Raw genomic sequence first — 18,526 nt, 5'->3', positions numbered from 1 at the left:
CGGCAGGCGGTCAGGTACCGGCCTCACGAAGCGGAGGATTCATGGCCGGCCTCGTGTCGGGCCGTGCGGCGCGTGTTGTATACGAAGGCGACGATGAACACGAGGGTGTAGAGCAATACGATGGTCGGAGCGGAGGCGCTATCGATGAAAAATGACGCATAGACACCGAGAAAGGCAATCACGGCAGACATTGCCACCGCGACGACGAGCATGACACTAAAGCGCCGTGTCAGCAGAAAGGCGACGGCACCGGGGGCGATCAGAAGGGCGATGGCGAGGATGATTCCGGCGGCCTTGAGTGCGCCGACAATGGTCAGCGAAATCAGACAGAGCAGGCCATAATGCAGCCAGCCGGTACGCAGGCCGACCGCACGCGCCTGGGTCGGGTCAAAGGCGTGGAGCAGAAAGTCCTTCCACTTGAGGCCGATCACGCTTGCTGTCACCAGTGCGATCAGGGCGGACTCCAGAATATCCCGTGTGCCCACGCCGAGAATATTGCCGAACAGGATGTGATCGAGATGCACATTGGACTGGATCTCGATGTAGAGCACCAGCCCCAGCCCGAACATGCCCGAGTAGACGATCCCCATCACCGTGTCCTGCTTGATGCGACTGTTCTCCTTGAGAAATCCGGTCGCCACAGCGCAGAACATGCCAGCGGCGAAAGCGCCGATGGCAAGGGGAATGCCTGCGATGTAGGAGATGACGACGCCAGGAAAGACGGCATGCGAAATGGCATCTCCCATCAGCGCCCAGCCCTTGAGCACCAGAAAGCAGGAAAGCAGCGCCATGGGAATGGCGACCAGTACGGCGATGATCATGGCGTTGACCATGAAATCGAACTGGAAAGGGGCGATCAGCCACTGACCGAGGCTCATGACGTCACCTCCTGTTCAGCCGGCGCGCCAAGTGCCCGTGAGGCCTTCCGGCGCGCTGCCAGCATGCCGTGTTTGGGGGCGAACAGGAAGGTGATCAAAAAAATCAGTGTCTGCAGCACCACGATGATGCCGCCGGTGGCGCCATCAAGAAAATAGCTGATGTAGGCACCGAAGAAACTGGTCAGGGTGCCGATGACCACGGCGATGATCAGCACTCTCGCAAAACGATCGGAGAGCAGATAGGCGGTCGCGCCGGGGGTCACGACCATGCAGATCACCAGAAAGGCACCGACGGTCTGAAGGGCGGCGACGGTCGAGGCCGAGAGCAGGGTGAAGAAGACGATTTTCAGCGCGCCCGGATTGAGTCCGATCGAGCGGGCATGATTTTCGTCGAAAAAGACCACCAGTAGATCCTTCCATTTCACCAGCAGGACCGCCAGCGACACAGTGCCAATGAGCGCGAGCTGTAGCGTATCGCTCGGCGTGATGGCCAGCACGTTGCCCAGCACGATGGACTGGATGCTTACCGATGCCGGTGACAGCGATACCATGAAAAGCCCGAGCCCGAAGAAGCTGGTGAAAATCAGGCCGATGATGACATCCTCTTTCAGTTTGCTGCGCTGATTGAGAAAGAGCATCGCAGCCGAGGCGAGTCCGCCGGCAAAAAAGGCGCCCAGCGAGAAAGGCAGGCCGATCATGTAGGCGCCGGCGACGCCCGGCACAATCGAATGCGAGAGCGCATCGCCGATCAGCGACCAGCCCTTGAGCATCAGATAGCAGGAGAGAAAGGCGCACACGCAGCCAACGAGCGCTGATACCCACATGGCATTGCGCATATAGCCATAGGTGAACGGCTCAAGCAGAACGATCATTTCCGACTATCCCCTGGCCTGCTTCGACATTTCGCGGCGATGCCGTTTTGCAGTACCAGCGCGCGTTCGTCGTCGGTAAACACGCCGACCGGATTGCGCGTCCTATTGTCATCGGCATCATGTTCGAGCATGAAGTGACGCAGAACGCCGCCGAAGGTCTGCTCCAGATTCTTCTGGGTAAAGGTCTCCTCGGTCGGTCCATAAGCGAGCACGGTACCCTTGATCAGAACCGTGCGGTCACAGAACTCCGGTACCGAGCCGAGATTGTGGGTGGAGACCAGCATCACGCGCCCCTCTTCACGAAGCTCGCGCAAGAGCTGGATGATCTGATCTTCGGTCTTGACGTCGACGCCCGTGAACGGCTCGTCGAGCAGGATCACGCGGCTATCCTGAGCAAGCGCCCGCGCCAGAAAGACACGCTTGCGCTGGCCGCCCGAGAGTTCGCCGATCTGGCGCTTTCTGAACTCGCTCATGTTGACCCGTGCCAGCGCTGTCTCGACCGCTTCTCGATCGGCTTGCTTCGGGATTCTGAGCATGCCCATGTGGCCATAACGTCCCATCATCACCACGTCCTCGACCAGCACCGGAAACTGCCAGTCGACCTCCTCGGACTGCGGCACATAGGCGATGAGGTTACGCTTCAGTGCGGCATTGACCGACATCTCGAGCACTCTGATCTCGCCTTTGGCGAGTCGGACAAACCCCATGATTGCCTTGAATAGCGTCGACTTGCCCGAGCCATTGACGCCCACCAGCGCGGTGATGGTGCCGGCCGGCGTCTCGAAACTGGCGTCGCGCAGCGCGGTATGGCCGTTGCGATAGGTCACTGTGGCGCTTTCGACGGCAATACCGCCGCCCGGGTTCCGGGCGGCGGTGGGTACAACGTTGGAGCATGCTTGAGAGTCGGCTGCGCTCATTGCGCTTGTTCTCCTGTCAATCCCTCGGTCAGTCCGTCAGCGATGGTTCCTGAAGTCACTTGTAGCAGGTCGATATACGTCGGTACAGGGCCATCAGCGGCGCTCAACGAGTCGACATAAAGTACGCCGCCGTAGTGGGCGCCTGTCTCACGGGCGACCTGCTGTGCTGGTTTGGCAGAGATGGTGCTCTCGCTGAAGACCGCCGGGATGTCGTGTTCGCGGACCTCATCGACCACGTGGCGCACCTGCTGCGGTGTGCCTTGCTGATCAGCATTGATCGGCCAGAGATAGAGTTCCTGCAGACCAAAGTCGCGTGCCAGATAAGAGAAAGCGCCTTCGCTTGAGACCAGCCAGCGTCGATCTTCGGGGATTTGCGACAGGCTCTCACGGATCGGGGCGATGGCCGCCTCGATTTTCTCTTTATAAGCGGCAGCATTGGCGCGATAGGTATCTGCGTTGTCCGGATCGTATTCGATGAAGGCATCGCGAATATTATCGACGTAAATCAGCGCGCTTGAGGGCGACATCCATGCATGCGGGTTGGGTTTGCCATCGTAGGGGCCATCCGTAATGCTGATCGGATCAACGCCATCGGAGGCGACGACGCTGGGGACGTCATTCAGATGCTGGAAAAATCTCTCGAACCATCGCTCCAGATTGAGCCCGTTCCAGATAATCAGATCAGCGCCCTGGGCGCGCATGATGTCACCCGGCGTTGGCGAGTAGTCATGGATCTCGGCGCCCGGCCTTGTGATCGACTCGACCGTCGCCGCATCGCCAGCGACGTTCTGCGCCATGTCGGCGATGACTGTAAAGGTCGTGACGGCCTTGAATTTTTCCTCGGCCATTGCGGGTGTTGCCAGCATCATTGTGCCGGCAACAGCCCCGGCGATCGCAACAAGGGCGCTACGCCAGACGCTTGACTTGATCATGAGATATTCCCCCTTTTCCTGCTTTTTTTAACCATGGTTTAAATATGTTCCCAAGGGTTCTTTTTATAACATCGGGATAATTGGATGTGAAGCCAGCCCTTCAGATCCGCCTCAGCGACGCTGGTACCGGTTTTTTGCAGGCCCTTGAAGGCGTCCCTGTCCCGCTGAGCCAGCGTCATCGTCAGGCATTTGCCACTGGCAATGACGTAATATCGGTTTCACAATGATGTCCTTATGTAGTGCCGACCTGCTGGAAAGATACCGATGGTTCAGACCCGTGAGGTGGCCAATGGCCGTTTCGCGGCGATGTTGCGGAGACTTCAATGACGACCGATCGCCAGACCCTTGATCCATCCATGCTGAAAGGACAGCCCGCCGATACCGCCGAGCGCGAACGGTTCATCACGGCGCTGGAATCGATTGCGGGGCAGGATTTCGTGCTCAGCGATGAGGTCAGTACCCGGCGCTATCGCACCGGTTTCCGCTTTGGCAGCGGCCGCGTGCTGGCCGTGGTGCGCCCGGGCACACTGGTCGAGCAGTGGCAGGTACTGAAGGCCTGCATGGAAACCGATCGAATCGTGATCACCCAGGCGGCCAATACCGGTTTGACCGGTGGCTCCACGCCGGATGGTGACGACTACGACCGCGAGATCGTGATTGTCAGCACGCTGCGCATGAACATCATTCAGCCCATTGACGAGGGCCGTCAGGTGATCTGTCTGCCCGGCGCCACGCTGGATCAGCTTGAAAAGACGCTGGCCCCGATGGGGCGCGAGCCGCACTCGGTGATCGGCTCGTCGTGTATCGGTGCCTCGGTATTTGGCGGCGTGTGCAACAATTCCGGTGGCTCGCTGATCAAGCGCGGCCCGGCCTATACCGAAATGTCGCTCTATGCGCGCATGAACGAGGCCGGCGAACTTGAACTGGTCAACCACCTGGGCGTACGGCTCGGTGACGATCCCGACACCATTCTCGAGCGGCTGCAGCGCGGTGACTATCAGGATACCGATATCGACCAGGGCGAGGCGGTTGCCTCTGACCCGGACTACCACCAGCATGTGCGTGATATCGAGGCCGACACGCCTGCACGCTTCAATGCCGACCCGCGCCGCCTGCATGAAGCCTCTGGCTCGGCCGGTCGACTGATGGTGTTCGCCCTGCGGCTGGACACCTTCGAGCAGGAGAAAAATCCGAAGGTGTTCTACATCGGCACCAACGACCCCGTAGAGCTGACCGAGCTGCGCCGCCGGATTCTCTCCGATTTCGACACGCTGCCGATTGCCGGGGAGTACATGCATCGCGATGCCTATGACATCGCCAAACGCTACGGCAAGGACACCTTTCTCACCATTTTGAGGCTGGGCACGCATCGGCTGCCGGCGCTATGGGATCGCAAGAACCGCATTGATGATGTCTGCAATCGGCTGCCCTTTCTGCCGGACCATGTCACCGACCGTGTCATGCAAAAGCTTGGCCGGCTGTTCCCCGATCACCTGCCCGCGCGCATGAATGACTACCGTGACCGCTTTGAGCACCATCTACTGCTCAAGGTCGGTGAAGAGAATATCGAGCGCACCCGTGCACTGCTTGATGCGCACTTCGCCTCGCGGGCGGGGGACTATTTCGAATGCAGTGATGAGGAGGGCAAAAAGGCCTTTCTGCACCGTTTTGCCGCGGCCGGTGCTGCCGGGCGCTATCGCATCATTCACGATAATGAGGTCGAGGACATCGTCGCACTCGATGTGGCGTTGAAGCGCAACGAGCGCGACTGGCTCGAAGTCCTGCCCGATGACGTCGACGCCCCGATGATCCACAAGCTCTACTACGGCCACTTTTTCTGTCACGTGATGCATCAGGACTACATCGTCAGAAAAGGTACCGACTGCCTGGCGCTCGAGCATCGCATGTGGGCACTGCTGGACGCCCGCGGCGCCGAGTATCCGGCCGAGCACAACGTGGGGCATCTCTATCACGCCAAACCAGCCCTGCGAGCGTTCTATCAGCAGCTTGATCCGTGCAACTGCTTTAACCCCGGTATCGGTCAGACCAGCAAGCAGCGTCACTGGGGCGAACATGAGACAACAGAGACCAGCTCGTCGCCCTGAGCGTCGCTGCGATTAAAGTCGCGCCTGTTACAGCCGATGCTAAAGGGATGTCTAATGCACGCTGCGGGAGGCGGCGTGCCGATCATCCTGTCTGGAGTCCTGAATGCTTGCGATCATCCCCACCCGAGCCAGCGTCGGGCTGGCGGCCCCTGAAGTCGTGGTCGAGGTGCATCTCTCCAACGGGCTGCCGGGTCTGGCGATTGTGGGGCTGCCCGAGGCGGCGGTGAAGGAGAGCCGCGAGCGGGTGCGCAGTGCCCTGATCAATGCCGGCTTCGAGTTTCCTGCCAAGCGCATCACGCTCAATCTTGCGCCGGCCGATCTGCCCAAGGAGGGCGGGCGTTTTGACCTGCCGATCGCGCTCGGCATTCTGGTCGCCTCCGGGCAGATCCCGCAGGAGGCGATCGGTAATCTGGAATGTCTGGGCGAGCTGGCCCTCGACGGTCAGTTGCGGGCCGTCACTGGCGTGCTGCCGGCTGCGCTGGCAGTGACCGATGCCGGGCGTCAGCTGTTGCTGCCGGCGGCCAATGCCGATGAAGCGGCACTGGCCGGCAATCTGGAGGTCCTGCCGGTTTCCAATCTGCTGGAGGTGGTGGCCCATCTCACCGGGGAGCGGCGCATTGCCCCGCACCAGCTGACCGAACCGCCGGCCGCGACCCTTGCGGCGGCGGATCTTTGCGATGTTCGCGGTCAGCATCAGGCGCGTCGAGCGCTGGAGGTCGCGGCAGCCGGTGGTCATAATCTGCTCTTTGCCGGCCCGCCCGGTACCGGCAAGACCATGCTGGCGAGTCGGCTGGCCGGGATTCTGCCGCCGCTGACCGAAAGCGAGTGTCTGGAAGTGGCAGCGATTCGCTCGGTCTGCGGGCTTGATATTCTCGAGCGCTGGGGGCAGCGGCCGTTTCGCGCTCCGCATCACGGCGCCAGCCCCGCGGCGCTGGTAGGCGGCGGCTCTCGCCCTCGGCCGGGGGAAATCTCGCTGGCGCACCAGGGCGTGCTCTTTCTTGATGAGCTGCCGGAGTTTGATCGCAAGGTGCTGGAAGCCATGCGCGAGCCGCTGGAGTCCGGTCGCGTCCATATCGCCCGCGCCAGCCATCAGCGCGAGTACCCGGCGCGGTTTCAACTCGTGGCTGCCATGAATCCGTGTCCCTGCGGCCATCTGGGCGATCCGCGCCAGCAGTGCAGCTGTACCCCCAATCAGATCCAGCGCTACCAGGCACGGCTTTCCGGCCCGCTGCTCGACCGCATCGATCTGCAGATCGAAGTCCCCGCGCTGCCCGCCGATCAGCTCACCGCCAACACGCAGGGGGAAAGCTCCGACATCGTGCGCGAGCGCGTGATGGCCGCTCGGAAGATTCAGTACGCCCGTGGTGGGCTCAACGCCCATCTTTCCACCAGCGAACTGGAAGCCGCCTGCGCACTGGGGGAAGACGAACGCAGCTGGCTTTCCGGCGTGCTGGCACGGCTGAATCTCTCCGCACGGGCCTATCACCGGGTGCTCAAGGTGGCGCGGACCATCGCGGACCTGAACGGTGAGGGCAGAGTGGAGAAGAGTGCCCTGATGGAGGCGATCGGCTATCGCCAGCTCGACCGCATGATGGGGCGGGGCGTTCAATGACGCGGCGCTGCGGCCTGATACCTGTCGGTGTCAGGCGTTGAGGGCCCGCGCCATACGGTCAAACACCAGCGCACACTGGCTGTGCCAGTAGCTTTCGAAGTCGAAGTGGCCCTGCTCGCTTTCATACCAGCGGTAGGCATCCGCCTTCAGGTTCGCCGCCTGGCGACTTTTCATGTTGGCGCCTCTCTGCTGGAAGGCCGATCGCAGGATATCAAACGCCTCGGGCTCGAATCCCTTTTCAGTGCCGGTGACCGCGCAGGTATAAATCGCGACGGCCTGACTGCCGGGCGTGTTGAACTCATCACTGATATAGCCTGCAGCGACGGCGTTGAATGAACTGCTCAGCAGGAGGGTGCCTGCCAGTACGGCTTTCATGTTCAAGCGCATCTCCTTCGGCATGGATGGCTGTAGCGGCCGGTCGTGGAAACGGCTCGAGCCGTTACGGCTGCCGTCCGGGGACGCAATGACTGCGTCCGGTAGGGAAGTTATCGACCAGGCAACTTCGCCACTTTAAGAAGGGAAAGGCGAGAAGAGAAAGGCGAGAAGAGAAAGGCGAGAAGGGAAAAGCGAGAAGGGAAAGGCGCCGAAAGGAGAGCGGGGGTCGTCGATGTTGTCTTCGATGCCCGGTTTGACAGAAAAAGATGGTTTTCTGTCGTTAAGCTACATTTAGGTTTTCTGTATCATGGGCATTGGCAAAGCCCTGGCCGTTGATGGGTCATGGAAAGAATAATGAGGAAGACCGATGACAAATGAACCTGACAATATGAAACGGCGCGATTTCATGCGCCGGTCTCTGCTGACGATACCGGCCGTCAGTATAGGTAGCAGCGTGGCGTTTAATGCGTATGCCGACAGTGGTGTACCGGCGCTGAGCGATTATCAGCCGATGTTTTTTGAAGATTCGCAGTGGCAGTTCATTCTGGCCGCCACTGATCGCCTGATCCCGCGTGATGAGCATGGCCCCGGCGCGCTGGAAGCGCATGTACCGGTATTTATCGACAAGGAACTGGCAGGCAGCTACGGCCGTGCCGATGACTGGTACATGGAAGGCCCCTTCCATGTCGATGCCGATGAAGCGCTTGGGTACCAACTGCCGCATACCCCGGCGGATATTTATCGATTGGGTATTCGCGCCACCAACGATTATTGCCGCCAGCGCTTTGATCGTGACTTTACGGCGCTGTCCCGGGACGATCAGGAAACGGTATTGAGGGCGCTTGAAAAGGGCACGCCCGATTTCGCCCGACTGGGTGTACAGGACCTGCCCAGCAAAACCTTTTTCTCGTTTCTTCTGCAAAACACCAAAGAGGGGTTCCTGGCCGATCCGATCTACGGCGGCAACCGCCATATGGTGGGTTGGAAACTGCTTGGTTTTACAGGGGCGCGCGCCAGTTTCCGCGAATGGGTCGATCAATACGATCGTGACTATCCGCTGGGGCCGGTAAGTCTTTCCGGGGAGCGTGGCTGATGTGGTCAGCTCAAGGATGGGAACGTTCCCACCATGTGACAAGGCTTCACGGTTCGCGTGCCCTCAGGCAGACAGGACTTCCAGAAATGATCAATCAATTGATGTATGCCGGCGGTCTGGCCCTGATGCTGACGGCTACCGTAGTGCAGGCCGATGAGCAAACAAAAGGCCATGGTGATCAGGACACGATCGAGCGCGGGGCCTATCTGTCGCGTGCCGGCGATTGCGTGGCCTGTCATACCGCGCCGGGCGGCGATGACTTTGCCGGTGGGCTGGGCATCGAAAGCCCCTTCGGGACGATCTACTCCACCAATATTACGCCGGACAAGCAGGCGGGCATCGGCAATTACAGTGAAGCCGAGTTCGCCGCGGCCCTGCGCCAGGGCAAGCGCGCCGATGGTGCCAATCTCTATCCGGCCATGCCCTATCCCTCCTACGCCAGACTGACGGATGACGACATTCACGCCCTGTACGTCTATTTCATGCATGGCGTGGCCCCCAACGACCACCAGCCGCAAACCACCGACCTGAGCTTCCCCTTCAATCAGCGCTGGGGCATCAGTGGCTGGAACTGGCTGTTCGCCGATCAAAAGCCTTTCGAGCCGGATGACCAGGACAGCGAGAAGATCAACCGGGGGCGTTATCTGGTCGAAGGGCTGGGTCACTGTGGCAGTTGCCACACGCCGCGCGGCCTATTCCAGCAGGAAAAGGCCCTCAACGATGACGATGGCGATGAGTATCTGGCCGGGGCCAATCTCAATGACTGGCTGGCACCGGGGCTGCGTGGCAAGGGAGAGGACCATCTCGGTGTGGCCGGCTGGCGCGAGCAGGACATCGCGGATTATCTGGCCACCGGTCGCAATGCCCATTCGGCCGTGTCCGGCGAGATGACCAGCGTGATCAAGAACAGCACGTCGCACATGACGCGCGACGACCTGTCGGCGATCGCCGCCTATCTGAAAACGCTGCCGGTCAGTGATGAGACGGCCATCGGCAGCGAGCGCCATGTCAGCGCCCGAAAGGACAGCGAGACCGAGCAGCAGTTGACCCGGGCCGACGACCTGAGCGAGGGCGGGCGGTTATATCTGGACAATTGCAATGCCTGTCACTTTGCCGACGGGAGGGGCGCCAGTGGTGTCTTCCCGGCACTGGCCGGCAATTCGCAGGCCAACGCCGACAATCCCACGGCCCTGATTCATACCATTCTGGCCGGCGCCCAGCTGCCTTCGACCCCCGAACGACCGGAAGCCCTGATGATGCCGGGCTTTGGCTGGCGCCTGTCGGATCAGGAAGTGGCGGATCTGGCCACCTTTGTGCGCCAGGGCTGGGGCAATCAGGGCGGCACGGTCTCCAGTGAGGCGGTTCGAAAGGTGCGTGATTCGATGGACAAGCGTGAAGGGTTCAGCGGCAATCCCGACACCGCCGCGTCTGATACATCGGCTGCGCAGGCCGATGCGGAGACCGCGTCACAGCCGAACGTAAAGGATAATGAACAATGAGTACGACACGACCTGAAGTGGATGCGGTCATCATCGGTCTTGGCTGGACCGGCTCCATCATGGGCATGGAACTGACCGATGCCGGGCTCAACGTGGTCGCGCTGGAGCGGGGTAACGAGCGGACCAAGGAGGATTTCCTCTACCCGAAGCCCGCCGATGAGCTGAAATACGGCGTGCGCCTCAAGATGATGCAGCGCCCGAAGCAGAGCACGGTCACCATCCGGCGCAACGCCTCCGAAACGGCCGTGCCTCAGCGTCACTGGACGACCTTTCATCCGGGAGATGGCGTTGGCGGTGCCGGCTCGCACTGGACCGGGGTACTCTATCGCGCCACGCCCAACGAGCTGGCCCTCAAGAGCTTCGCCGATCGCACCTTTGAGCCCGGCTTCCTGCCGGAGGACATGACCATTCAGGATTATGGCGTGACCTACGAGGAGCTGGAGCCGCACTACGACTTTTTTGAAAAGGTCGCCGGGCTCTCCGGTCAGGCCGGCAATATACAGGGTGAAACCATCGAGGGGGGGAATCCCTTCGAGGGGCCGCGCCAGAATCCCTTCCCGCTGTCGCCGTTGCCGCGCACGCTGACCGACACGCTCTTTACCGAGGCGACGAAAAAGCTCGGCTGGCACCCCTATCCGTATCCCTCGGCCAACGTATCCGGCGCCTGGACCAACCCGTACGGGATGCAGCTCGGGCCGTGCAACTTCTGTGGCTTTTGCAGTAACTATGGCTGTCTGAACTATTCCAAGGCCTCGCCGCAGACCTGCATTCTGGATGCGCTCAAGCAGCGTGAGCACTTCAGCTATCGCACCAATTGCGAGGTCACCCGTATCGTCAAAAGCGACGATGGGGAAACGGTCAAGGGCGTCTTGTATCATGATGGGGAAGGGCAGGAGATCTTCCAGCCGGCGAAGCTGGTGATTCTGGCCTCCTTCCCGCTGTCCAATGTTCGATTGCTGCTGCTGTCGCAGATCGGCCAACCCTATGATCCGGTGGCCAATACCGGTGTGGTGGGGCGCAATTTCTCCTACCAGATCACCGGCTCGATCGACATGTACTTCAAGCGCCACCAGTTCAACCCCTTCATCTCGGCCGGCGGCAGTGGGCAGGTCATCGATGACTTCAGCCCGGATACCTTTGATACGGCAAAACACGGTTTTATCGGGGGCTCCTACATCTATACCACTCAGGGGCCGGGCGGGGCGATCGGTGCCGTGAAGGTACCGCCGGGCACGCCTTCCTGGGGCAGTGAGTGGAAGAAGAATGCCAGCGAGCACTACGGGCACCACATGATGCTGGGCACCACCGGCACCAATATGTCCTATCGCGATGTCTATCTGGATCTGGACCCGACCTATACTGACCCGCACGGTGATCCGCTGCTGCGCATGACCTACGACTGGAAGGACAATGACATGCGCATGACGCAGTTCATGGCCGAACGCATGCGCGAAATCGTGGCGGAACTTGAACCGGACTATCACACCGAGAACTTCAAGCAGGTCGGCGATCACTTTGATGCCGCAAAGTATCAGTCTACCCACCTGACCGGCGGCGCCATCATGGGGACCGATCCGAGTACCTCGGTGCTCAACCGCTATCTGCAGCACTGGGATGCGCACAATCTGTTCGTGATGGGCGCCAGCGCCTTTCCGCAGAACATGCAGCACAACCCGACCGGTACCGTGGCAGCGTTGACCTACTGGTCGGCGAAACACATCCGCGAGCGCTATCTGGGCAACCCGGGGCCGCTGATGTCGCAGGGGTGAGATGTTGATCTAAAGATAGTGAGACGTTGCTCCAAAGATACTTCGTCTTCAGAAACGGCCCTTCGGGGCCGTTTGTTGTAGAGCAGGGAGGGTCGCAGCAGGACAGCATGGGCGAGTCGCCCATGCTGTCCCGAGTCAGGCAGGTTCGGGTGTCTTGTGCGGCTCGCCGAGCGTGATACCGGGAAGGTCGCCCGTCATCGTCTCCTGTGGCTGGTAGTGAATCACCGAGCGGATCGCCTCGCCGCGGTGGAGCAGATCGAACGCCGTGTTGATGTGGTCATGGGTCATGTTGTGGGTGATATACGGGTCGACTTCGAAGCGTCCGGAAAGCCACTCATCGACCATCCCGGGCAGTTCGGAGCGGCCCAGCACGCCGCCGAAGGCGCTGCCTCGCCAGACACGTCCGGTCACCAGCTGGAAGGGGCGGGTCGAGATTTCCTCGCCGGCGCCGGCCACACCGATGATGATGCTCTCGCCCCAGCCCTTGTGGCAGCACTCCAGCGCCGCGCGCATCAGAGTGACGTTCCCCACGCACTCGAATGAAAATTCGACGCCGCCGTTGGTCATGTCGATGATCACTTCATGCAGCGGCTCGGAGTAATCGTTGGGGTTGAGGCACTCGGTAGCGCCCAGTGATTCGGCCAGCGCAAACTTGGCCGGATTGACGTCGATGCCGATGACCCGCCCGGCGCCCTGCAGTTTCGCGCCCTGAATCACCGCCATGCCAACCGCCCCGAGCCCGAAGACGGCCACGGTATCGCCGGGGCGTACCTTTGCGGTATTGCGCACGGCGCCAATGCCGGTGGGTACTGCGCAGCCCATTACGCAGGCTTTCGAAAGCGGCGCTTCCGGGTTGATTTTCGCCACGGCGATTTCCGGCAGTACGGTGTACTCGCTGAAGGTGCTGGTGCCCATGTAGTGACGAAGGGTCTTGCCCTTGTAAGAGAAACGGCTGGTGCCGTCCGGCATCAGACCCTGCCCCTGGGTCTTGCGGATCGTCTGGCACAGGTTGGTTCTGCCCGACTGGATGTAGGGGCAGTCGGGATCTTCCGGGGTATACAGCGGGATGATGTGATCGCCCGGCTTGACCGACGTCACACCCTTGCCGATCTCTTCGACAATGCCCACGCCTTCATGGCCCAGTACGCAGGGGAAAAGCCCTTCCGGGTCGCGGCCGGAGAGCGTGAACATGTCGGTATGGCACAGGCTGGTGGTGACAATACGAACCAGCACTTCGCCCGCCTTGGGGCCTTCCAGATCGATCTCCTCGATCTCCAGCGGACGATTCGGTTCCCAGGCAATGGCAGCACGCGTTTTCATGAAGTCCTCCCGAAGGAATGGCGGGGCCGGCGCGGCCCTTGAGATGTCGCCTGCAGGTGAGATGGAGCGGCCTCGTATTGACCGTTAAATAAAACGTTATAACATAACAATTATTGGTGCAAATCCGTTTTCACCATCCCTCTCCTGATTGAGCGATGTGTGGCCGGACGCTACGCCCAATGGCGAGTCGCACTTCAAGGGCGCTGCGCTAATATAGGAGCCGGCATCATCCATGAGATCCGGCATCGTCGGGCACTATAAAAGTGACAGAAACAGGAGAGTCATTCATGCGGGCAGGGGCATCAGAGAACAGGGCAGGCCGTCTTCTGGCGGGCGTGATGCTGGCATGGGCGCTGGTCGGCTGTGCTGGAAGTAACACGATGAGCGGTGATCCCAAAACTGCGGCGCAGTCACCGGATCGGGCCTGGGGGCCGGTCATGGTGGCCATTGCCGAGGCCGGGCTTTATGACGATCAAAAGACGGTGGTCGATCTGATTCCCCGGCGTGAACCGAGTTCGATCGTCGCGGACTATCAGGCGCGCACCACCGATGGGCCGCTCTCCCGGGAGGCGCTCAAGGCCTTCGTGCGTGCCAACTTCGACGAGCCACCCGAAAATGAGGCGCGTCTGTCGGAGGAGGCCGGGACGCCGATCGATCAGCACATTAAAAACCTGTGGCCCTATCTGACCCGCGACCCGGCCGCTACCGATGAGGGGCAGTGGAGCAGCCTGGTGGTCCTGCCGCATCGCTACGTGGTCCCCGGCGGGCGTTTCAACGAGATGTTCTACTGGGACAGCTTCTTTACCATGCTGGGGCTGGCGCACAGTGATCGGTATGATCTGGTCCGCGACATGGTGGACAATTTCGCCTGGTTGATTGATCAGTACGGTTTTATTCCCAACGGCACTCGCACCTATTTCCTGACCCGCAGTCAGCCGCCGTTCTTTGCCTCGATGGTCGGGCTGCTGGCCGAGCATGATGGTGATGAGGTCTATCAGCGTTATTTGCCCGAGCTTGAGCAGGAATACGACTACTGGATGCAGGGTGCCGAGACACTGTCCCCGGGACAGGCACAGGCGCATGTCGTGAAACTTGAAGACGGCACACTGCTTAATCGCTATCACGGCAGTGAAAACATGCCGCGTCCGGAGTCCTGGGCCAGTGAGGTTGCGCTGGCGCAGAAAGCGGCTGACCGACCTGCCCCCGAGGTATACGCCAACCTGCGAGCCGCGGCCGAAAGCGGCTGGGATTTCAGCTCGCGCTGGATGCGGGATGGCAGCCAGCAGACCACCGTCGCCACCCGGGACGTTTTGCCGGTGGACCTCAATGCGCTGCTGTTCCATCTGGAACAGACGCTGGCCCATGCCTGGCAGCTTGAAGGTAATCAGGCGCGCGCCAGACAGTTCGAGCAGCGGGCCGAGACGCGCCGCGAGGCGATCAACCGGGTCTTCTGGGATGCGGATCGGGGGCTTTATACCGATTATGACTGGCGTGATCAGCGTCCGAGTGAGGTGGTCTCTGCCGCCATGGTCTATCCGCTGACCTTCGGTGTGGCCGATCAGCCCCGCGCCGAGGCTACTGCCGCCGCCGTCGAGCGCGAGCTGTTGAGACCCGGCGGTATGGTGACCACCAACCGCCATACCGGCGAGCAGTGGGATGCGCCCAATGGCTGGGCGCCGCTGCAGTGGCTGGCGGTGGAAGGGCTGTCCCGCTATGGCCAGACGCGGCTGGCCGCGACCATTGCCCGGCGCTGGATCGACACCAATCAACGCGTCTATGACCAGACCGGCAAGCTGGTGGAAAAGTACAACGTCGAAAATCCCGGCGTCGGTGGGGGCGGCGAGTATGAGGTGGTCGACGGCTTTGGCTGGACCAACGGCGTGCTGCTGGATCTGATAGCGCGCTATCCGCAGGCGGTCTCAACGCCCTGAGTTGAGGCTGCGTTATCCACATCTGCTTTCATGTATGCCCGCTCTGGCGCCTGTGGACAGACAGGCGCCGGTTCAGGGCAGCATCGCCCTCGTCGGTACGTTATCCTGCACGATCCGTTGATATGGTGCGGAGGCGTTTCAATGCAGCTGATTCATCTTCAGGGTGCGCAGATCCGCCAGTGGCTTGAGGCGCTGGCGGCCCTGCGTATCCGGGTCTTTCGTGAATTCCCCTACCTTTATGAGGGCTCGCTCGACTATGAGCGTGACTATCTGGAGACCTACGCGCAAAGCGAGGACAGCCTCTGCGTGCTGGTGCTCGACGGTGAGCAGGTCGTGGGCATGAGCACGGCGCTGCCGCTGGCCCACGAGGATGAAGCGTTCATGCGGCCCTTCATCGAGCAGGGGTTCGATGTCGATTGCGTCTGCTATTTCGGCGAATCGATTCTGTTGCCCGAGTATCGTGGCCAGGGGCTGGGCGTGCGCTTTTTCGAGGCGCGCGAGGCGCATGCCAGAGCGCTTGGCCTGCGCTATACCGCCTTCTGTGCCGTAGAGCGCTCCGGAGATCATCCACGGCGCCCGGCCGATTACCAGCCGCTGGACGGTTTCTGGCAGCGTCGCGGCTACACGCATCGCCCCGAGCTGTGCGCCCGCTACGAGTGGCAGGATATTGATGCGTCGGTGTCGGATCACAAGACACTGCGCTTCTGGCTCAAAACGCTTGATTGATGTGAGATGCATCGCTTGTCTGTCAGCATCTGACTTACCCCCCTTATTGAGGAATGCCCATGCATCTGGCCCTGTGTCAGTACGCCATCGAGCTGTTTGAAAACGCGCACGACTATCAGGCGCATCTCGAGTCGCTGATCGAGCAGGCCGCCCGGCGCGGTGCGCAGCTTCTGGTGCTGCCGGAATATGCCAGCCTGGTCATGACCGGGCAGATGCCGCCCGATGTGCGCGGCGATCTGCACGCCTCCATTGAGGCCCTGCAGGCGATGCTGCCCGACTGGCTTGCGCAGTGCGAGGCACTGGCGAAGCGCTTCGGCATTTATCTGGTCCCCGGTAGCGCGCCGGTGCGCGATGACGACGGTGTCTATCGCAATCGCGCCTGGCTTTATGGTCCCAACGGGCTGATCGGTACCCAGGACAAGCTGATCATGACGCGTTTCGAGCGCGAGCACTGGGGCATCGAAGGCGGCAGCGGTCTGCAGGTGTTTGATACCGCGCTGGGCAAACTCGGCATCCTGATCTGCTATGACAACGAATTCCCCATGGCGGCGCGGCTGCTGGCCGAGCAGGGCGTGGATCTGATTCTCTCCCCGAGCTGCACCGATACCGAATCGGGCTATTACCGGGTACGCACCGGGGCCCGCGCCCGGGCGCTGGAAAACCAGATCGCTGTCGCCGTGTCGCCCACGGTCGGCGAGGCGGCCTGGTCGCAGGCGCTGGATTACAACTACGGGCGCGCCGGGCTCTATGTGCCGGCCGATATCGGCATGCCCGCCAGCGGCGTGGTGGCGCAGAGCGAAAACATCACGATCGACCGCAGCTCCTGGCTGCACGTGGAGCTGGATCTCTCCGCCATTGCCGCCCTGCGCGACGAAGGGCAGGTGCTGCTGCGCCGCGACTGGCCTGAGCAGTTCGATCCCGAGCGGATGTATATCATCGACAAGTGATCCTGCTGTCCTGTGTGGCATGACGCTGGTCGGGGCACTAGCCTTGAAGGCTACTTGCCATTATTGACGGTCTCGCTGGTAACGTGATTGAAGTACCCCGGCGAGTCGTGACAGGGAGAGAGAGCATGCAGGAGCGGCCAACGGATCTCGGGCTGTGCGACGCTCGTACGCTGCGCGCGCTGTTCGAGTCGGGGCATACCTCGCCGGTCGAGGTGACCCGGACGGCGCTTGAGCGTATCGAGCGCTTCAACGGTGAGGTGAACGCCTTTTGCCATGTCGATCATGACGAGGCCTTCAAGGCCGCCCGTGACAGTGAGGCGCGCTGGCAGCGCGGCGAGCCGCTGGGGCCGCTCGATGGCATTCCCGCCTCGATGAAGGATCTTTCCGAGGTCGCCGGCATGCCGGTACGCGACGGCTCGCTGACCACCCGTGACGAGATCTGCGATCACGACGGCCCGCCGGCCCAGTTTCTGCGCCAGGCTGGCGCCATCCTGCTGGGCAAGACCTGCACGCCCGAGTTCGGCTGGAAGGCCACCACCGACAGCCGCGTGACCGGCATCACCCGCAATCCCTGGAATACCGACCTGACGCCCGGCGGTTCCTCCGGCGGTGCGGCCGTGGCGGCAGCGCTCAACATGGGGGTACTGCACCAGGGCGGTGACAGTGGCGGCTCGATCCGCATTCCGGCGGCCTTTACCGGCGTGTTCGGCTTCAAGTCGACCTATGGTTGGGTGCCGCAGTGGCCGCCGAGCACCATGGCATCGCTATCGCATATCGGGCCGATCACCCGGACGGTCGATGACGCCATTGCCATGCTCAACGTCATCGGGCGCTTTCACGGCCACGACTACTTCTCGGTGCCGGGCCAGCCCGCCGACTGGGGTGAGCAGTGCGATGAGGCGGGGCGGCTGGACGATCTGAAAATTGCTTTTTGTCCGGCGCTGGGTACGGCTGCACGCGACGACGAGATCTCCCACTGCCTGGGGCATGCCGCTCAGGGTCTGGAAGGGCTTGGCGCGCAGGTCGATCGCATCGAGCCGGAAGTGGAAAGCTCGCTGGAGACCTATCGCATCCTGTGGGCCTCGGCATCGGCCACCCAGGTGGCCGACATGACGCCGCAGCAAAAGGAACTGCTCGATCCGGGGCTTCTGGAAATCGCTGAATGGGGCCGGGCCTTCTCGGCCGTGGACCTGCTGCGCGCCCAGACCATGCGCACCCGCCTCAACCGTCATATGGATCATTTTCTGGACAGCTATGACCTGATCCTCACGCCCAGCGTGCCCATTGCGGCCTTCGAGGTCGGCCATGAGGTGCCGCCGGGCAGCGGCATGCGTGACTGGATGGAGTGGACGCCATTTTCCTATCCGTTCAATCTGACCCAGCAGCCCGCGGCCTCTGTCCCCTGTGGTTTTACCGCTGCCGGCCTGCCGATCGGTCTTCAGATCGTCGGTGCCCGCTTTGACGATGCTCGGGTGCTGCGCACCTGTCGGGCGTACATGAACGCCTTCCCGCCGCGTTTTCCCGAGCGGATCAATGAAAGCCGGCCGTGA

At 61.5% G+C, this 18,526-nt stretch carries 15 protein-coding genes; 9 read left to right on the top strand and 6 right to left on the bottom strand.

Going from position 1 to position 18,526, the window contains the following annotated elements; all coding sequences use genetic code 11:
- Window positions 1–23: 23 nt before the first annotated feature.
- From BM079_RS07075 to BM079_RS07060, 4 genes are read right to left on the bottom strand one after another with little or no spacing between them, the layout of a single operon-like run.
- A complete protein-coding gene (locus BM079_RS07075) occupies window positions 24–878 on the bottom strand; it encodes a metal ABC transporter permease (RefSeq protein WP_090132320.1) in 855 nt (284 codons plus the stop codon).
- A complete protein-coding gene (locus BM079_RS07070) occupies window positions 875–1,750 on the bottom strand; it encodes a metal ABC transporter permease (RefSeq protein ID WP_090132318.1) in 876 nt (291 codons plus the stop codon). Before BM079_RS07070 ends, BM079_RS07075 begins: the two co-directional genes overlap by 4 nt.
- The gene (locus tag BM079_RS07065; RefSeq protein WP_090132316.1) at window positions 1,747–2,667 is read right to left on the bottom strand and encodes a manganese/iron ABC transporter ATP-binding protein; all 921 of its coding nucleotides are present in this window, start codon (window positions 2,665–2,667) and stop codon (window positions 1,747–1,749) included. Before BM079_RS07065 ends, BM079_RS07070 begins: the two co-directional genes overlap by 4 nt.
- Window positions 2,664–3,599, bottom strand: a complete 936-nt coding sequence (locus tag BM079_RS07060; protein ID WP_090132314.1) for a metal ABC transporter substrate-binding protein — start codon at window positions 3,597–3,599, stop codon at window positions 2,664–2,666. Before BM079_RS07060 ends, BM079_RS07065 begins: the two co-directional genes overlap by 4 nt.
- A 323-nt stretch (window positions 3,600–3,922) precedes the next feature.
- On the opposite strand from BM079_RS07060, the gene dld reads away from it, so the two are divergent.
- Together dld and BM079_RS07050 are read left to right on the top strand one after the other, a co-directional pair.
- Window positions 3,923–5,704, top strand: a complete 1,782-nt coding sequence (dld, locus tag BM079_RS07055; RefSeq protein ID WP_245742862.1) for a D-lactate dehydrogenase — start codon at window positions 3,923–3,925, stop codon at window positions 5,702–5,704.
- A 103-nt stretch (window positions 5,705–5,807) separates the two neighbouring features.
- Window positions 5,808–7,316: a YifB family Mg chelatase-like AAA ATPase gene (locus BM079_RS07050; RefSeq protein WP_090132312.1), complete on the top strand. Its 1,509-nt coding sequence runs from the start codon at window positions 5,808–5,810 to the stop codon at window positions 7,314–7,316.
- A 30-nt stretch (window positions 7,317–7,346) separates the two neighbouring features.
- Here the strand turns inward: BM079_RS07050 and BM079_RS07045 are convergent, their stop codons facing one another.
- Complete coding sequence (locus BM079_RS07045; protein WP_139215273.1) at window positions 7,347–7,697, bottom strand: hypothetical protein; 351 nt, start codon at window positions 7,695–7,697, stop codon at window positions 7,347–7,349.
- A gap of 400 nt (window positions 7,698–8,097) precedes the next feature.
- Between BM079_RS07045 and BM079_RS07040 the strand changes: the two genes are divergently transcribed.
- From BM079_RS07040 to BM079_RS07030, 3 genes are all read left to right on the top strand, one after another.
- Complete coding sequence (locus BM079_RS07040; protein WP_217639648.1) at window positions 8,098–8,784, top strand: gluconate 2-dehydrogenase subunit 3 family protein; 687 nt, start codon at window positions 8,098–8,100, stop codon at window positions 8,782–8,784.
- An 86-nt stretch (window positions 8,785–8,870) separates the two neighbouring features.
- Complete coding sequence (locus tag BM079_RS07035) at window positions 8,871–10,283, top strand: cytochrome c (RefSeq protein ID WP_090132305.1); 1,413 nt, start codon at window positions 8,871–8,873, stop codon at window positions 10,281–10,283.
- A complete protein-coding gene (locus tag BM079_RS07030) occupies window positions 10,280–12,052 on the top strand; it encodes a GMC family oxidoreductase (RefSeq protein WP_090132303.1) in 1,773 nt (590 codons plus the stop codon). The genes BM079_RS07035 and BM079_RS07030 overlap by 4 nt, the downstream gene beginning before the upstream one ends.
- A 135-nt stretch (window positions 12,053–12,187) precedes the next feature.
- Here BM079_RS07030 and BM079_RS07025 read toward each other — a convergent pair whose 3' ends face one another.
- Window positions 12,188–13,372 carry an S-(hydroxymethyl)glutathione dehydrogenase/class III alcohol dehydrogenase gene (locus tag BM079_RS07025; protein ID WP_090132301.1) on the bottom strand — a complete coding sequence of 395 codons (1,185 nt, stop codon included), beginning with the start codon at window positions 13,370–13,372 and terminating at the stop codon, window positions 12,188–12,190.
- A gap of 287 nt (window positions 13,373–13,659) precedes the next feature.
- Here BM079_RS07025 and treA point away from each other — a divergent pair, with 287 nt between their 5' ends.
- From treA to BM079_RS07005, 4 genes are all read left to right on the top strand, one after another.
- A complete protein-coding gene (gene treA / locus BM079_RS07020) occupies window positions 13,660–15,303 on the top strand; it encodes an alpha,alpha-trehalase TreA (RefSeq protein WP_090132298.1) in 1,644 nt (547 codons plus the stop codon).
- Between the two features lie 141 nt (window positions 15,304–15,444).
- Entirely contained in the window at window positions 15,445–16,029 is a 585-nt protein-coding gene (locus tag BM079_RS07015; protein ID WP_090132295.1) for a GNAT family N-acetyltransferase, read from the top strand.
- Between the two features lie 59 nt (window positions 16,030–16,088).
- Window positions 16,089–16,976, top strand: a complete 888-nt coding sequence (locus tag BM079_RS07010; protein ID WP_090132293.1) for a carbon-nitrogen hydrolase family protein — start codon at window positions 16,089–16,091, stop codon at window positions 16,974–16,976.
- Window positions 16,977–17,101: 125 nt separating this feature from the next.
- Window positions 17,102–18,526, top strand: coding sequence for an amidase (locus tag BM079_RS07005; RefSeq protein ID WP_090132291.1), 1,425 nt, complete (start codon window positions 17,102–17,104; stop codon window positions 18,524–18,526).

The organism is Kushneria avicenniae (assembly GCF_900112585.1).
GTDB classification, from domain to species: domain Bacteria; phylum Pseudomonadota; class Gammaproteobacteria; order Pseudomonadales; family Halomonadaceae; genus Kushneria; species Kushneria avicenniae.
This window is presented reverse-complemented; position numbering and strand designations above follow the sequence as displayed.

Coding starts and splice junctions, on each gene's coding strand:
- BM079_RS07075 (WP_090132320.1), bottom strand. CDS start 878: ATGAGCCTCGGTCAGTGGCTGATCGCCCCTTTCCAGTTCGATTTCATG.
- BM079_RS07070 (WP_090132318.1), bottom strand. CDS start 1,750: ATGATCGTTCTGCTTGAGCCGTTCACCTATGGCTATATGCGCAATGCC.
- BM079_RS07065 (WP_090132316.1), bottom strand. CDS start 2,667: ATGAGCGCAGCCGACTCTCAAGCATGCTCCAACGTTGTACCCACCGCC.
- BM079_RS07060 (WP_090132314.1), bottom strand. CDS start 3,599: ATGATCAAGTCAAGCGTCTGGCGTAGCGCCCTTGTTGCGATCGCCGGG.
- dld (WP_245742862.1), top strand. CDS start 3,923: ATGACGACCGATCGCCAGACCCTTGATCCATCCATGCTGAAAGGACAG.
- BM079_RS07050 (WP_090132312.1), top strand. CDS start 5,808: ATGCTTGCGATCATCCCCACCCGAGCCAGCGTCGGGCTGGCGGCCCCT.
- BM079_RS07040 (WP_217639648.1), top strand. CDS start 8,098: ATGCGCCGGTCTCTGCTGACGATACCGGCCGTCAGTATAGGTAGCAGC.
- BM079_RS07035 (WP_090132305.1), top strand. CDS start 8,871: ATGATCAATCAATTGATGTATGCCGGCGGTCTGGCCCTGATGCTGACG.
- BM079_RS07030 (WP_090132303.1), top strand. CDS start 10,280: ATGAGTACGACACGACCTGAAGTGGATGCGGTCATCATCGGTCTTGGC.
- BM079_RS07025 (WP_090132301.1), bottom strand. CDS start 13,372: ATGAAAACGCGTGCTGCCATTGCCTGGGAACCGAATCGTCCGCTGGAG.
- treA (WP_090132298.1), top strand. CDS start 13,660: ATGCGGGCAGGGGCATCAGAGAACAGGGCAGGCCGTCTTCTGGCGGGC.
- BM079_RS07015 (WP_090132295.1), top strand. CDS start 15,445: ATGCAGCTGATTCATCTTCAGGGTGCGCAGATCCGCCAGTGGCTTGAG.
- BM079_RS07010 (WP_090132293.1), top strand. CDS start 16,089: ATGCATCTGGCCCTGTGTCAGTACGCCATCGAGCTGTTTGAAAACGCG.
- BM079_RS07005 (WP_090132291.1), top strand. CDS start 17,102: ATGCAGGAGCGGCCAACGGATCTCGGGCTGTGCGACGCTCGTACGCTG.